This is a genomic window from Streptococcus sp. DTU_2020_1001019_1_SI_AUS_MUR_006, assembly GCF_032340315.1.
Taxonomy (GTDB): Bacteria; Bacillota; Bacilli; order Lactobacillales; family Streptococcaceae; genus Streptococcus.
Map to the genome: position 1 here is coordinate 843,572 of NZ_CP135436.1, position 16,370 is coordinate 859,941.

10 protein-coding genes are annotated in these 16,370 nt (G+C 40.2%); 8 read left to right on the forward strand and 2 right to left on the reverse strand.

The features are described 5' to 3' along the window. Positions 1–3 precede the first annotated feature (3 nt). Complete coding sequence (recG, locus tag RRU92_RS04280; protein WP_315640737.1) at positions 4–2,019, forward strand: ATP-dependent DNA helicase RecG; 2,016 nt, start codon at positions 4–6, stop codon at positions 2,017–2,019. 995 nt (positions 2,020–3,014) lie between these two features. Then, positions 3,015–4,823, forward strand: coding sequence for a glutamine--fructose-6-phosphate transaminase (isomerizing) (gene glmS / locus RRU92_RS04285; RefSeq protein WP_315640738.1), 1,809 nt, complete (start codon positions 3,015–3,017; stop codon positions 4,821–4,823). 216 nt (positions 4,824–5,039) lie between these two features. Here the strand turns inward: glmS and RRU92_RS04290 are convergent, their stop codons facing one another. Beyond that, positions 5,040–5,315, reverse strand: coding sequence for a hypothetical protein (locus tag RRU92_RS04290; protein WP_315640740.1), 276 nt, complete (start codon positions 5,313–5,315; stop codon positions 5,040–5,042). A 179-nt stretch (positions 5,316–5,494) separates the two neighbouring features. Beyond that, a complete protein-coding gene (locus RRU92_RS04295) occupies positions 5,495–6,979 on the reverse strand; it encodes a DUF1846 domain-containing protein (RefSeq protein WP_315640741.1) in 1,485 nt (494 codons plus the stop codon). Positions 6,980–7,131: 152 nt separating this feature from the next. On the opposite strand from RRU92_RS04295, the gene RRU92_RS04300 reads away from it, so the two are divergent. The 6 genes from RRU92_RS04300 to RRU92_RS04325 all read left to right on the forward strand — a co-directional run bounded on the left by RRU92_RS04300 (position 7,132) and on the right by RRU92_RS04325 (position 16,366). After that, entirely contained in the window at positions 7,132–8,742 is a 1,611-nt protein-coding gene (locus tag RRU92_RS04300; RefSeq protein WP_315640742.1) for an alpha-glucosidase, read from the forward strand. A gap of 169 nt (positions 8,743–8,911) precedes the next feature. Continuing rightward, entirely contained in the window at positions 8,912–10,879 is a 1,968-nt protein-coding gene (locus RRU92_RS04305) for a peptide ABC transporter substrate-binding protein (protein WP_075227262.1), read from the forward strand. A gap of 158 nt (positions 10,880–11,037) precedes the next feature. Next, positions 11,038–12,996, forward strand: a complete 1,959-nt coding sequence (locus RRU92_RS04310) for a peptide ABC transporter substrate-binding protein (protein ID WP_315640743.1) — start codon at positions 11,038–11,040, stop codon at positions 12,994–12,996. Positions 12,997–13,486: 490 nt separating this feature from the next. Next, positions 13,487–14,932 carry an LCP family protein gene (locus tag RRU92_RS04315; protein WP_315640745.1) on the forward strand — a complete coding sequence of 482 codons (1,446 nt, stop codon included), beginning with the start codon at positions 13,487–13,489 and terminating at the stop codon, positions 14,930–14,932. Position 14,933: 1 nt separating this feature from the next. Continuing rightward, positions 14,934–15,665: a capsular polysaccharide biosynthesis protein Cps4B gene (gene cps4B / locus RRU92_RS04320; RefSeq protein ID WP_315640746.1), complete on the forward strand. Its 732-nt coding sequence runs from the start codon at positions 14,934–14,936 to the stop codon at positions 15,663–15,665. Positions 15,666–15,673: 8 nt separating this feature from the next. Beyond that, complete coding sequence (locus RRU92_RS04325; protein ID WP_315640747.1) at positions 15,674–16,366, forward strand: CspC family polysaccharide chain length determinant protein; 693 nt, start codon at positions 15,674–15,676, stop codon at positions 16,364–16,366. Positions 16,367–16,370 lie beyond the last annotated feature (4 nt).

Genomic DNA, 16,370 nt, shown 5'->3' on the forward strand with positions numbered 1-16,370 from the left:
AGCATGAATTTACATCAACCCTTGCATGTCTTGCCTGGTGTGGGACCAAAGTCAGCCGAAAAATATGCCAAACTAGGAATCGAAAACCTGCAAGATCTCTTGCTCTACTTTCCTTTCCGTTATGAAGATTTTAAGACCAAGCAGGTGCTAGAGCTAGAAGACGGTGAAAAGGCTGTCCTATCTGGTCAGGTGGTGATGCCAGCTAGTGTTCAGTATTATGGTTTTAAGCGCAATCGTCTACGCTTTAGTCTCAAGCAGGGAGAGGTTGTGTTTGCAGTTAACTTCTTTAACCAACCCTACCTGGCTGACAAGATTGAGCTAGGAGCGACTCTGGCCGTTTTTGGTAAGTGGGATCGCGCCAAGGCTAGTCTAACAGGGATGAAGGTTTTAGCCCAAGTGGAGGACGATCTTCAACCTGTCTATCGTCTCGCACAAGGAGTTAGTCAAGCAAGCCTTGTTAAGGTCATTAAAACCGCCTTTGATCAGGGGCTAGATCTCTTGATAGAGGAAAATCTCCCTCAGTCCTTGCTAGATAAATACAAACTCATGTCTCGCTGTCAGGCTGTTCGTGCTATGCATTTTCCTAAGGACTTGGCAGAATACAAGCAGGCTCTCCGTCGAATCAAGTTTGAGGAACTTTTCTATTTCCAAATGCAATTACAGACCCTCAAGTCTGAAAATAAGGTTGATGGAAGTGGTCTGGTCCTGAATTGGTCCCAGGAAAAACTAACTGCAGTAAAAGAGAAATTGCCTTTTGCCTTAACCCAAGCCCAAGAAAAAAGCCTGCAAGAAATTCTAACAGATATGAAGTCGGACCATCACATGAATCGACTCTTACAAGGGGATGTTGGTAGTGGGAAGACAGTGGTTGCGGGGCTAGCGATGTACGCGGCTATAACGGCTGGTTATCAGGCAGCTCTAATGGTTCCGACAGAGATCCTTGCAGAGCAGCATTTTGAAAGTTTAGAGAGTCTCTTTCCAGATTTGAAACTAGCCCTCCTAACAGGTTCACTGAAAGCTGCAGAAAAACGCACGGTTTTGGAAACGATTGCTAAGGGCGAGGTTGATGTGATCGTCGGTACCCATGCTCTTATACAGGATGGGGTGGAATACGCTCGACTTGGTTTGATTATCATCGATGAACAACACCGATTTGGTGTGGGACAAAGACGTATTTTACGTGAAAAAGGAGAAAATCCAGATGTCCTCATGATGACGGCGACTCCGATTCCACGAACCTTAGCCATCACCGCCTTTGGAGATATGGATGTTTCCATTATTGACCAGATGCCTGCTGGGCGCAAACCAATCGTAACTCGCTGGATCAAGCATGAGCAATTACAACAGGTCCTGACTTGGTTGGAAGGAGAAATTCAAAAAGGTTCTCAAGCCTATGTTATTTCGCCCTTGATTGAAGAATCTGAAGCCCTAGATCTTAAAAATGCTATTGCTTTATCGGAAGAATTGACGGCTCATTTTGCAGGAAAAGCAAAAGTTGCTCTCTTACACGGTAAGATGAAGAGTGATGAAAAAGACCAGATTATGCAGGAGTTCAAAGATAGAAAGACTGATATTCTGGTCTCTACAACGGTTATCGAGGTTGGGGTAAATGTTCCAAATGCGACCGTCATGATTATCATGGATGCTGACCGTTTCGGACTTAGTCAGCTTCATCAGCTCAGAGGTCGTGTCGGTCGGGGAGACAAGCAGTCCTATGCGGTTCTTGTGGCCAATCCCAAGACTGATTCTGGAAAAGACCGTATGCGCATCATGACGGAGACAACAAATGGCTTTGTTCTTGCAGAGGAAGATTTAAAAATGCGTGGTTCTGGTGAAATCTTTGGAACCAGACAGTCGGGCTTACCAGAATTCCAAGTGGCTGATATTATAGAGGACTTCCCAATACTTGAGGAAGCACGTAAGGTAGCTAGTTATATCAGCTCCCTTCCTAACTGGCAGGAGGACCCAGAGTGGCATATGATTGCTCTAAATCTAGAAAAGAAAGAACATTTAGATTAATACTCTTCAAAAATCAAATTCAAACCACGTCAACGTCGCCTTGCCGTATATGTGTTACTGACTTCGTCAGTTCTATCCACAACCTCAAAACGGTGTTTTGAGCAGCCTGCGGCTAGTTTCCTAGTTTGCTCTTTGATTTTCATTGAGTATAAGCTTTCTCTAAGAAAATCTTAAGTTTGCTTTTAGGGTTATTGCCTATACTAGAGTCATCAAAAAGAAACGAGGACTCTCACATGACAATGACGATTAAAGTAAATTACCAAAAAACGTTTCAACAGGAGCAAGCACCTTCTCCTAAATACTAAGTAAAAGAGCGATAACGCTCTTTTTGTGTGGGGATTCGCAGCTAAGGGATTTAGAAAAATGCTTATGTTATAGTAGATTGAATCTAGAACAGTACACTACAACTGCTAAAAATATTTCTAGAAATTAGTTTGACTTTTCTAATCTTTCTGTTTATTTCAATCCACTATAATTTGATTTACGGAATATATAAACTTAAACATCACTTCAAACAACGTCTTAGTCTATCTGGTAAACTGAATGCAGTGCTTTGAGAAAGCTGTGACTAGCTTTCTAGTTTTCTCTTTCGTTTTCATTGAGTCACAAGTTACTTTTAGTTTTTTCTAAGGAAAATATAAGCTATGTTTTAGGAAGGGATTTTATACTAGGTTCATCAAAAAGAAACGAGGACTCTCACATGAAAATGACGATTAAAGTAAATTATCAAAAAACCTTTCAAGAAGTAGTAGAGGCAGACAAGCTTGCTACAAAATAGTAGTTATTAAGGGCGATAGAGCCCTTTTTAAATACTTGCTTTAGGTGAAATATGATAGACTTTTAGTATAAAGAATCAGTAGAATAACGCTATACCAATTTTTACTCTTGACAAGTAAAAGAAACAAGTATATACTGTTTTTGCTGATTCTATAAAAGAAGAATTAGACTATACCAATTTTAAGGAGAAAGCACAGCTTGCCTGTGTCGTATATACTATGTGTGGAATTGTTGGTGTTGTTGGAAACACAAATGCAACTGATATTTTGATTCAAGGGCTTGAAAAGCTTGAATACCGTGGCTATGATTCTGCGGGAATTTTTGTCCTAGGTGGTGCTGAAAATCACCTGGTTAAGGCGGTCGGTCGTATCGCAGAATTGTCTGCTAAGACAGCTGGTGTGGAGGGAACAACTGGTATCGGACATACTCGTTGGGCGACTCACGGAAAACCAACAGAAGATAACGCTCACCCACATCGCTCTGAGACAGGACGTTTTGTCTTGGTCCACAATGGGGTGATCGAAAACTATCTTGAAATCAAGGAAGAATACCTTGCAGGACACAACTTCAAGGGACAAACAGATACAGAAATCGCCGTTCACTTGATTGGAAAATTTGCGGAAGAAGATGGCTTGTCAGTTCTTGAAGCCTTCAAAAAAGCTCTTCACATCATCCGTGGTTCTTATGCCTTTGCCTTGATCGACTCTGAAAATCCAGATGTTATCTACGTGGCCAAGAACAAATCACCTCTCTTGATCGGTCTTGGAGATGGCTACAATATGGTCTGCTCAGATGCTATGGCTATGATTCGTGAGACCAACCAATACATGGAAATCCATGACCAAGAATTGGTTATCGTGAAAGCTGATAGCGTCCAAGTACAAGACTATGATGACAACAGTCGTGAGCGTGCTAGCTACACTGCGGAGCTTGACTTGTCAGATATCGGTAAGGGGACATATCCTTACTACATGCTCAAGGAAATCGATGAGCAGCCAACGGTGATGCGTAAGTTAATCCAAGCCTACACAGATGAGGCTGGTCAAGTTGTCGTAGATCCAGCTATCATCAAGGCTGTTCAAGACGCAGACCGCATCTATATCCTCGCAGCTGGAACATCTTACCACGCAGGATTTGCTTCTAAGAAGATGCTGGAAGAATTGACAGATACGCCAGTTGAACTTGGTATCTCCTCTGAGTGGGGATATGGTATGCCGCTTCTCAGCAAGAAACCACTCTTCATCTTTATCAGTCAATCTGGTGAAACAGCTGACAGCCGTCAGGTTTTGGTCAAGGCCAATGAAATGGGGATTCCAAGCTTGACAGTGACAAACGTTCCAGGATCAACTCTGTCACGTGAAGCCAACCATACTATGTTGCTTCATGCAGGCCCTGAAATTGCCGTAGCGTCAACTAAGGCCTATACAGCCCAAATCGCAGCCCTTGCCTTCCTTGCAAAAGCAGTCGGTGAAGCAAATGACAACGAAAAAGCCAAAGCCTTTGACCTGGTTCACGAGTTGTCTATCGTGGCTCAGTCTATCGAATCAACTCTTTCAGAGAAAGAAACGATCGACGCAAAAGTTCGTGATCTTCTTGAAACAACACGCAATGCCTTTTACATCGGACGCGGTCAAGATTACTACGTAGCCATGGAAGCCAGTCTCAAACTCAAAGAGATTTCTTACATTCAGTGTGAAGGCTTTGCGGCAGGAGAACTCAAGCACGGAACGATTGCCTTGATTGAAGAAGGAACACCTGTATTGGCCCTCTTGTCTGACCCAGTTCTTGCCAACCACACTCGTGGAAATATCCAAGAAGTGGCAGCTCGTGGTGCTAAGGTCCTTACTATTGCAGAAGAAAATGTTGCTAAAGATACCGATGATATTGTCCTTACGACCGTACACCCTTACCTCTCACCAATCTCAATGGTCGTACCAACACAATTGGTCGCTTACTTTGCAACCCTACACCGTGGACTTGATGTGGACAAGCCACGTAACCTTGCCAAGTCAGTAACGGTAGAATAAACCCAAAGTTTAAATCATAAGAAAAAGTGAACTAAATAGTTTTCTGGAAATCAGAATGCTATCTTGTTCACTTTTTTGTATACTTAATGAAAATCAATGACCAAACTAAGGTGTTTAGGTAGATATCTCACAGAATAGTTTTGAGGTTCTAGATAAGAGTGACGAAGTCAGTCTCATTACACCAATTTGATATTGTAGAGAAAACGGATCAAGACCTCAGTCAAGGTAGTTCAAGTCAAGATTGAAGAGGATTGATTCATACTCTTCGAAAATCTCTTCAAACCGTGTCAACGTCGCCTTGCCGTAGGTATGGTTACTGACTTCGTCAGTTCTATCCACAACTTCAAAACAGTGCTTTGAGCTGACTTCGTCAGTTCTATCCACAACTTCAAAACAGTGTTTTGAGCTGACTTCGTCAGTTTCATCTACAACCTCAAAGCAGTGCTTTGAGCAACCTGCGGCTAGTTTCCTAGTTTGCTCTTTGATTTTCATTGAGTATCACTCCTTTTAAGGATTCATTAGAAATAAATCTAAAATTAAGTGTTATCCCAGTTTCTATTAAAACTAGAATTCTTTTTGAAAGATATGCTTGTGAAAGGCTGGAAAGCTATAAAAAACCTCTAAGAGCTGGACGATAAGGATCCAACTCTTAGAGGAGTGAGTGTCGTATTTTACTTGCGATATAAACGATCGTATTGGTAGTAAGGATCAAAGGTTACATTGATTCCTAGTTTGCGAAGAACATTTTTATCTTCGTCTGTTAGGATAATCGTAGAGTGAGCTTCGCTTCCTTTGAGGTTTCCGAGTTCTTTCATGGCACGATCTGCATCAGGATTCTGCATAGCTGTGATTGCAAGTGCGATAAGGATTTCATTTGAGTGGAGTCGAGGGTTACGGCTACCCAAGTGATTGATTTTCAAACCTTGAATTGGTTTCACCACTTCTGGTTCAATTAATTTTGTTTCAGCATTGATGTTAGCTGATTTCTTGATTGCATTGATCAAAGCAGCGGCTGTTGGACCAAAGAGTTCTGAGTTCTTACCAGTAACGATTTCACCAGAAGGTAATTCAAGAGCTAGAGCAGGTCCGCCTGTTTCTTCTGCTTTTTGACGTGCGGCAACAGCAACCTTTCTATCAGCTGGTGTGATACCTAGGTCATTCATGAGAAGCTCAATCTTCTTCACAGCAGTTTCTCCAACCTTCTCAGCTTTGAAGTCAAGAACTGTCTGGTAATAGCGACGGATAATTTCCTGTTTAGATGCTTCAATGGCAGCGTCGTTATCAATGATTGCAAAACCAACCATATTTACACCCATGTCAGTTGGAGATGCATAAGGAGACTCACCTAAGATACGTTCCAGCATACGCTTAAGAACAGGGAAAATTTCAATGTCGCGGTTGTAGTTGACTGTGGTTTCTCCATAAGTTTGGAGATGGAATGGGTCAATCATGTTGACATCATCTAGGTCTGCTGTAGCAGCTTCATAAGCCAAGTTGACTGGGTGATGAAGTGGGAGATTCCAAACTGGGAAGGTTTCAAATTTGGCATAACCAGACTTGATACCATTGATTTGGTCGTGGTACATGTTAGACATACAAGTTGCCAACTTACCTGAACCAGGCCCAGGAGCAGTCACGACAATCAAGTTACGACTCGTTTTGATATAGTCGTTTTTCCCCATACCTTCAGGAGAAATGATGTGATCCATATCTGTCGGATACCCCTTGATAGGGTAGTGGAGATAAGAGTCGATACCATTTTTCTCTAATTGATTACGGAAAGCATCAGCTGCCGGTTGGCCTGCATATTGAGTAATGACAACTGAACCAACAAAGATACCGAGTTCATTGAATTTATCGATCAAACGAAGCACTTCTTGGTCATAAGAAATGCCCAAGTCTCCACGAGCTTTTGAGTGCTCGATATTGCTAGCGTTAATAGCGATAACAACCTCAACTTGCTCCTTCAATTCTTGTAAGAGTTTGATTTTGTTATCTGGTTCATATCCAGGAAGGACACGAGCAGCGTGGAAATCTTCTAACATTTTGCCACCAAACTCCAAGTAGAGTTTGCCGTCAAATTGGTTGATGCGCTCCAAGATATGGTCGCGTTGTAGATTCAAATATTGTTCAGAACTAAAAGCTTGTTTTTTCATTTTTTTACCTCTGAGCTCTATTATATAAAAAAAATGGAAGATTAGAAACTAGAGAGTCGCAAAAGTGAGAAAAAAAGATAAAGCAAACGCTTGCATAATTTTGATAAAAGGTCTATGATGGAGTAAAGTCAATTTTAAATAGAGGTACAAAGATGCAAGAAAAATGGTGGCACAATGCCGTTGTTTATCAGGTCTATCCAAAAAGTTTTAAGGATAGCAATGGAGATGGGATTGGTGATTTGCCTGGGATTACCAGTAAGCTAGACTATCTAGCTAAGTTAGGGATTACAGCGATCTGGCTTTCTCCAGTCTATGATAGCCCCATGGATGACAATGGTTATGATATTGCCAATTATCAAGATATCGCGGCTATCTTTGGAACCATGGAAGATATGGATGTGCTGATTGCTGAGGCTAAAAAACGAGATATCCGAATCATTATGGATTTGGTGGTCAATCATACATCAGATGAGCACGCTTGGTTTATCGAAGCTTGTGAAAATCCTGATAGTCCTGAGCGAGACTACTATATCTGGCGTGATGAACCTAACGAATTGGAGTCAATTTTCAGTGGATCTGCCTGGCAATATGATGAAAAGTCAGGTCAATATTACCTGCACTTTTTCAGCAAGAAGCAACCAGACCTTAACTGGGAAAATGAAGAACTACGCCAAAAAATCTATGAGATGATGAATTTCTGGATTGATAAAGGGATTGGTGGATTCCGTATGGACGTTATTGACATGATTGGGAAGATTCCTGATCAGAAAATTGTCAACAATGGTCCTATGCTTCATCCCTATCTCAAGGAAATGAATCAGGCTACTTTCGGCGACAAAGAGCTCTTGACAGTAGGGGAAACTTGGGGAGCAACACCAGAGATCGCTAAACTCTATTCAGATCCTAAAGGACAAGAATTGTCTATGGTTTTCCAGTTTGAACATATCTGTCTTCAGTATCAGGAAGGACAACCTAAGTGGCAGTACCAAAAAGAGCTAAATGTAGGGAAATTAAAAGAGATTTTTAACAAATGGCAGACAGAGTTGGGAGTTGAAGATGGCTGGAATTCACTTTTCTGGAACAACCATGACCTCCCTCGTATCGTCTCTATCTGGGGAAATGACCAAGACTACCGCGAAAAATCTGCCAAAGCGTATGCCATCTTGCTTCATCTCATGAGAGGAACTCCCTACATTTACCAAGGAGAAGAAATTGGGATGACCAATTTCCCGTTTGAAACGCTTGATCAAATAGAGGATATCGAATCCCTCAATTATGCGCGTGAAGCTCTTGAAAAAGGCGTTCCGATAGAAGAAATTATGGATAGTATCCGTGTGATTGGGCGTGATAATGCTCGTACCCCGATGCAGTGGGATGAGAGCAAAAATGCTGGTTTCTCAGATGGACAACCTTGGTTGGCTGTTAATCCAAACTACGAAGCAATCAACGTTCAGGAAGCACTGGCAAACCCAGATTCTATTTTCTATACTTATCAAAAATTGGTAAACATTCGTAAGGAAAATAGCTGGTTGGTGAGAGCTGATTTTGAACTCCTTGAAACGGCTGAAAAAGTCTTTGCTTACATCCGTAAAGATGGCGACCGTCGATTCTTAGTGGTAGTTAACCTCTCAAGTCAAGAACAAGAGTTTCACTTGGATGCAGTCCTTAAGTCAGTCTTGATTGCAAATACAGATGTCGAAGCTACCTTAGAACAATTAACATTAGCTCCCTGGGATGCCTTCTGTGTCGAATTAGTTGCTTAAAATTACCATCTCAAGTGTCGCATGGCGCTTGAGATTTTTACTAAAATAAGTGTAGAAATTTCTTTAATAAATATTAGTTTGAATTTTCTAAAAAATTACCTGCAAACCCTTGCTTTTATATAAAAATAGGGTATAATGGTGAAAAATAGTATTTTAAAGGAGAATACCGATGAAATCGAAAAAGTGGCTCGCAGTAGCAGGGATAACGATGAGCGCAGCTCTTCTTTTGGCGGCTTGTGGCAAGACTGAGAAAAAAGCAGATGCTCCAACAACATTTTCGTATGTTTATGCTATTGATCCAACAACTTTGGACTATAGCGTTACTAGTAAAAGTTCAACATCAGATGTCATCGCCAACCTGGTCGACGGACTCTTGGAGAATGACAAATATGGAAACTTGATTCCATCGCTTGCTGAAGACTGGTCTGTTTCACAGGACGGTTTGACTTACACATACAAGCTACGTAAAGGTGTCAAATGGTATACTTCTGAAGGAGAAGAGTATGCTGAAGTCAAGGCCCAAGACTTTGTGACTGGTTTGAAACATGCTGCTGATGGTAAGTCAGATGGTCTAACACTTATCCAAGACTCCATCAAAGGATTGGCAGAGTACGTTAGCGGTGAAACGAATGACTTCTCAACAGTCGGTGTCAAAGCAGTTGATGACTATACGGTTGAGTATACCTTGAACAAACCAGAAAGCTTCTGGAATTCTAAGGTAACAACAGCAACCATGCTCCCAGTTAATGAAGAATTCTTAAATTCTCAAGGGAAAGATTACGGTGCAGCAGCGCCTTCAGGTATTCTCTACAATGGTCCTTATATTTTGAAGAACTTCACTTCGAAATCCGTGATCGAGTACGAAAAGAACCCGAATTACTGGGACAAGGACAATGTTAAGATTGACCACGTCAAGCTTACTTTCTACGACGGCTCTGACCAAGAATCATTGATTCGTAGCTTTGCGTCAGGCTCATATACGACAGCTCGCCTCTTCCCAACTAGCTCAAGCTTTGATTCAACTAAGAAAGAATACGGCGATAAGATCGTTTATAGTCCACAAGAAGCCACTAGCTATTACTTTACTTTCAACGTAAATCGTCAGTCTTACAATAAAACAGCTAAGACAGATGATGCCCAAAAAACATCAACTAAAGAAGCGCTTCTTAATAAAAACTTCCGTCAAGCCATCAACTTCGCTCTTGACCGTCATGCTTACTCTGCACAGATGAATGGCGAAGAAGGTGCAGACAAGATTATCCGTACCAGCCTTGTGCCTTATGACTATGTTCAGGTTGGTGAAAAGACCTTCGGTGAATTGGCTCAAGAACAATTGGTAACATACGGAGACCAGTGGAAGGATGTGGCTTTGACAGATGGTAAAGATACCCTTTACAATCCAACAAAAGCAAAAGCTGCCTTTGAAAAAGCAAAATCAGAATTGCAGGCTAAAGGTGTAACCTTCCCAATCCATTTGGATATTCCAGTTGAGCAGACTGATGTCATTGCTGTACAGCAAACCAACTCTCTCAAACAGTCTGTCGAAGCAGCACTTGGAAGTGAGAATGTTGTCATCGATGTACTTCAAATGACTGACAATGAGAAAATGAGTATCACATCTCAAGCCAAAGTGCCTTCTCAAAAAGACTATGACTTGAACGGAACTGGATGGGGACCAGACTATCAAGACCCAGCAACCTACCTCAATATCTTAGATGCTAAGAAGGGTTCTGCTCTTAAACACTTGGGTATCACAAAAGGTAAAGATCCAGAAGTTATGGCTCAAGTTGGACTTGATGAGTACAAGAAACTCTTGGATGATGCAGCATCAGAAACAAGCGATCTTAACAAACGCTATGAAAAATATGCCAAAGCACAAGCTTGGGTTTCAGATAGTTCACTTCTTATCCCTGTAGCTTCTTCAGGTGGTTCTCCGACAGTTAGTCGTACAGTGCCATTCACAAAAGCTTACTCTCAAGTTGGTATCAAGGGAGATCCATTTGTATTTAAAGGTTTAGAATTACAAAACGATATTGTAACAGCTAAAGAATACGAAGAAGCTCTCAAGAAATGGCAAAAAGAGAAAATTGAAACGAATGCCAAATACCAAAAAGAACTAGCAAATCACGTTAAATAGTCTTTTGTAATGAATAAAGAAATCCTGTTTTGAAGCGGGATTTCTTTGTTTTTTGATTTTCAATGAGAGGTCAAATCAGTATATAACTTTACTTTTTGGACAAAATTTGTTAAAATATAACCATGTTATAAAACCTAACATATAAGGAGAAATAAAACATGAAACTTAAAAAACGTTTGATTGGAGCGGGGTTGACACTTGCTGCTGCGGTCCTATTGACAGCATGCGGCCAGTCAGCATCAGACGGCAAAACATACTCGTCTACCTTTGGTGCAGATCCAACAACCTTCAACTATCTCTTGGACTACGCTGGTGATAACACTGCTATTGTAACCAACTTGGTTGATGGTTTGCTTGAAAATGATAACTACGGAAACCTCATTCCTGCCCTTGCAGAGGATTGGAGTGTTTCTAAGGATGGTTTAACTTATACCTACAAACTTCGCCAAGATGCCAAGTGGTTTACAGCTGACGGTGAAGAATACGCTCCCCTTAAAGCACAAGACTTTGTAACTGGTATCAAGTACGCTGCTGACAACAAGGGACAAGCCTTGGACTTGATTCAGAACTCTATCAAGGGCTTAGATGATTATATAACAGGTGCAAATACTGACTTCTCAAATGTTGGTGTCAAAGCCTTAGATGACTATAATGTCCAATATACCTTGACACGACCAGAACCATTCTGGAACTCAAAAACAACCAACAGTATCTTATTCCCTGTAAACGAAGAATTCCTTGCTTCTAAAGGTAAAGACTTCGGAACCCTGAAACCAGATAGCATTCTTTATAGCGGACCATATTTGTTAAAAGATTTTACATCTAAGTCTTCTATCGAATATGTGAAAAACCCACATTACTATGACCAAGAAAAAGTAACGATTGAAAAGGTAAAATTGGCCTACTTTGATGGTTCAGACCAAGACTTGACAATTCGTAACTTTGAAAGTGGTGCTTACTCATCTGCAGGTGTTTATCCGAATAGCTCAAACTTCGCTAAGACAAAGGAAAAATACAAGGACAATATCGTTTATAGCTTGCAAGATGCAACATCTTGGTACTATAACTTTAACGTCAACCGTGGTGCTTATAACCATACTGCAAAAACAAGTGATGAGCAAAAACAAGCAACTCAAGCTGCAGTTTCGAATAAAAGCTTTCGTCAGGCAATTAACTTCGCCATTGATCGTACAGCATACTCAGCTCAATCAAACGGTGAAGAAGCAGCTAAGAACACTCTTCGTAACTCGCTTGTACCACCAACTTTCGTACAAGTTGGAGACAAGACTTTTGGTGAAACAGTTGCTTCCAAATTGGTCAACTATGGTACACAATGGTCAAATATGAATCTTGAAGATGCTCAAGATGGTTATTTCAACAAAGAAAAAGCGCAAGCTAAGTTTGCTGAAGCTAAAAAAGAATTAGAGGCCCAAGGTGTGAGCTTCCCAATTCATTTGGACTTGCCTGTAGACCAGGTTAACAAGACCTTGCTTTCTGGAACAAACTCAATCAAACAATCAATCGAATCAACGCTCGGTTCTGAAAATGTAGTGGTTGATGTTATCCAATTGTCGACAGATGATTATATAAATGCAACAGTTCAAGCACCAACTCCAGCTGATCATGACTATGATTTGAACTTGGATGGATGGTCAGCTGACTACCAAGATCCTTCAACTTACCTCAATCCTTTCAACGCTGAAGATGGATTCTATCTCAAGATTTTGGGACTTGATCCAAGCAAGGATGCTGATAAGATTACAAGTATAGGATTGGACCAATTTACTCAAAAATTAAAAACAGCAGATGCAGAAAATACAGACGTAGCGAAACGCTATGAAAACTACGCAGATGCACAAGCTTGGTTGATTGATAGTTCCCTTCTAATCCCAGTTGTGTCAAACGGTGGTGGGGCTTCGGTGACACGCGTGACACCATTTACACGTGCTTACTCACTAGTTGGTATCAAAGGAACTGGAAGCAACTACAAATACATGAGATTACAGACAGATGTTGTTACAAGCTCTCAATTTGCTGAAGCGAAGGCTAAATGGGAACAAGAACGTAAAAATTCTGTCGAAAAGAGTCAAAAAGACTTTGAAAGTCACGTGAAATAAGTTTAAGAAGATAGGTTGGGTAAAAACTCAATTTGAAAATGAAATTGAGTGAAGCTTTCAAGTATAAAATGCATAGTATAAAGTTTTTGAACACTTAATACTATGTGTTTTTTTATTTTGAAGACTTTTACCCTGCCTCTTGTTTTTTCTTAACGATAAATCTTTGCTGCGATAGTGGGTTGTTTTTGAGACTCTAAAAGGTTATTTTTGTAAAAATATGAGTTTCTCTAGCTAAAATCTTCCACTTTCTTGGTAATTATTGAAAGTTTTAGGGTGTGAGAGTATGGTATTGAGAACTTGTCAACCGATTTCTATCTCCTGGTATTTTTGTTGGCAGTCTTCTTTCAAAAAAAAGATATGAGGCATTTAATGATTGAAATATAATATTTTTGGTTTTGAGGTGAAATAAAACGGTTGCAATTCAGGTGTTGATAGCATCCGGTGTTAGTTTGTGATATAATAGAAATAAAATAATTAATAGAGGTGTAAGGTGGGGAGACGTTTAAAAGAAAATAAAACGAGCAAGTTTCAGCAAAGTTTCAATATTATTTTGTTGTTTCTATATATAGTGCTTACTTGTTTTTTGCTGTTTTTAATATTCAGATATCATATCTTAGCCGTCAGTTATATCAATCTTCTTCTAGCAGCTATTATGGTGTTCATTGCGCTAGTAGCTTTATTTTTAATATCAAATAGAAAAGCTAAGAAGTTTACTTTAATCATGCTCTTGCTATCTATTGTAGCTAGCTCACTAGCCTTGGTTGGAGTTCATCAGTTCGTTAGTTTGGCCAATCATTTAAATGCAACATCTAACTATTCTAGTTACTCCATCAGTGTTGCAGTTTTGGCGGATAGTGAGATTGGTAATGTGTCCCAACTATCCAGTGTGACAGCTCCGACAAAAACAGATGCGGAGAATATCAAAAAACTGCTCGATGATATTAAGACAAGTCAGAATAAAGACCTAAAGGTTGAGGATAGTTCTTCGTATCTTGCGGCTTATAAGAGTCTCTTAGCTGGCGAGACCAAGGCAATTGTTTTGAATAGTGTCTTTGAAAATCTGATTGAACAAGAGTATCCAGATCATGCCAAAAAGATCAAGAAGATTTATACCAAAGAACTAACCAAAACTGTTGAGGCACCTAAGTCTTCTCAAAACAAGGCTTTTAATATCTATATTAGTGGGATTGACACATACGGACCGATTAGCTCCGTTTCTCGTTCGGATGTCAATATCATCATGACGGTTAATCAAGAAACCAAGAAAATTCTCTTGACAACGACCCCTCGTGATGCTTATGTGCCCATAGCTGATGGAGGCAATAACCAAAATGATAAATTGACCCATGCAGGTATTTATGGTGTGGATGCTTCGATTCATACTTTGGAAAATCTTTATGGAATTGATCTAAATTACTATGCACGACTCAATTTCACTTCCTTCTTGAAATTAATTGATCTCTTAGGTGGTGTCGATGTTAATAATGACCAGGAATTCACCTCACTTCATGGCAATTACCATTTTCCTGTTGGCAATGTTCATCTAGACTCTGAGCGGGCCCTAGGCTTTGTACGCGAGCGTTATTCATTAGCAAACGGCGATGGAGACCGTGGGCGCAATCAACAGAAAGTCATTTCTGCAATTGTCCAGAAACTAACTTCGGCAGAAGCATTGAAAAATTTTGATGATATTATGCAAAGTTTACAGGATTCTGTCCAAACTAATATGCCACCTGAAACAATGGTTAGCTTAGTGAACGCCCAACTAGCAAGTGGAGGGAAATATACTGTCATCACTCGAGATCTAAAGGGAACTGGTCGTATGGATCTTCCTTCCTATGCCATGCCTGACAGCAGTCTTTATATGCTAGAGGTGGACCCAAATAGCTTAGAGACACTCAAAACAGAAATTAAAGATATCATGGAAGGAAAATAAGATGATTGATATCCATTCACACATAGTTTTTGATGTAGATGATGGTCCTAAGGATAAGGCAGAAAGTATAGCGCTTCTGAAGGAGGCCTATGCTCAAGGAATCCGTACCATCGTTTCGACTTCCCATCGTCGAAAGGGAATGTTTGAAACACCAGAAGAGGACATATTAAGAAATTTTAAAGTTGTCAAGGAGTTGGCTAAAGAGGTTGCTCCTGATTTAACCATCTTGTATGGAGCAGAGATTTATTACAGCAGTGATGCTTTAAACAAATTAGAGAATCAGCAGATTCCACAACTAAATGGCACCCGTTATGCCTTGATAGAATTCAGCATGAATACCCCTTATCGTGAAATCCATAGCGCATTGACCAATGTTTTGATGTTGGGAATAACCCCTGTTATTGCCCATATAGAACGTTATGATGCTTTGGAAAATAATGAAAAAAGAGTGCGAGACCTCATCAACATGGGATGTTATACACAGGTCAACAGTTCGAGTATCCTTAAAACAAAATTGTTTGGTGATACTTATAAATTCATGAAAAAACGGGCTCGCTATTTCTTAGAGAGGGATTTGGTTCATATAGTTGCTAGTGATATGCACAATCTAGATGGTCGCCCTCCTTATATGAAGGAAGCCTACGAAATAGTGAGTAAAAAGTATGGCCAAGATAAGGCTCGGGAACTCTTTATATTAAATCCCGAAAAAGTCATTAAAGATCAAATTATTTAGGAGTTATAATGAAAGAACAAGATATTATTGAAATTAACGTTATTCAATTGTTAAAAGGACTGTGGAAAAGAAAGTTATTGATTATATTAGTTGCAATTTTGACAGGAGCTGCAGCTTTTGCTTATAGTACTTTTCTTGTTACGCCTCAGTTTTCTAGTACCACGCGTATCTATGTGGTTAATCGTAAGCAAGATGATAAACCAGGATTGACAAATCAAGATTTACAAGCAGGAGCTTACCTGGTTAAGGACTACCGAGAGATCATCCTTTCTCAAGATGTCTTGGAAAAAACAGTTAAAGATCTTGAACTAACTATCAACTCGAAAGCATTGTCACAGAAGGTTCAGGTGACTGTTCCTGCGGATACGCGTATTGTATCCATTTCAGTTATCGACGATAAACCAGATGAAGCAAGTCGAATTGCGAATGCTCTTCGAGAAGTTGCGGCACAAAAGATTATTGCGGTCACCCGTGTTGCGGATGTGACTACGCTAGAAGATGCTCGCCCTGCCACTTCACCTTCCTCACCAAATATTCGTCGTAATACTATAATGGGAGTTGGAGTAGGTGCAGGATTAATGATTTTAGTGGTCTTGTTGCTTGAACTATTCGATGACCGTGTCAAACGTCCAGAAGATATCGAGGATGTTATGAAAATATCACTCCTTGGAGTCATTCCAGATCTTGATAAATTAAAGTAAGGGA

Coding starts and splice junctions, on each gene's coding strand:
- recG (WP_315640737.1), top strand. CDS start 4: ATGAATTTACATCAACCCTTGCATGTCTTGCCTGGTGTGGGACCAAAG.
- glmS (WP_315640738.1), top strand. CDS start 3,015: ATGTGTGGAATTGTTGGTGTTGTTGGAAACACAAATGCAACTGATATT.
- RRU92_RS04290 (WP_315640740.1), bottom strand. CDS start 5,315: ATGAAAATCAAAGAGCAAACTAGGAAACTAGCCGCAGGTTGCTCAAAG.
- RRU92_RS04295 (WP_315640741.1), bottom strand. CDS start 6,979: ATGAAAAAACAAGCTTTTAGTTCTGAACAATATTTGAATCTACAACGC.
- RRU92_RS04300 (WP_315640742.1), top strand. CDS start 7,132: ATGCAAGAAAAATGGTGGCACAATGCCGTTGTTTATCAGGTCTATCCA.
- RRU92_RS04305 (WP_075227262.1), top strand. CDS start 8,912: ATGAAATCGAAAAAGTGGCTCGCAGTAGCAGGGATAACGATGAGCGCA.
- RRU92_RS04310 (WP_315640743.1), top strand. CDS start 11,038: ATGAAACTTAAAAAACGTTTGATTGGAGCGGGGTTGACACTTGCTGCT.
- cps4B (WP_315640746.1), top strand. CDS start 14,934: ATGATTGATATCCATTCACACATAGTTTTTGATGTAGATGATGGTCCT.
- RRU92_RS04325 (WP_315640747.1), top strand. CDS start 15,674: ATGAAAGAACAAGATATTATTGAAATTAACGTTATTCAATTGTTAAAA.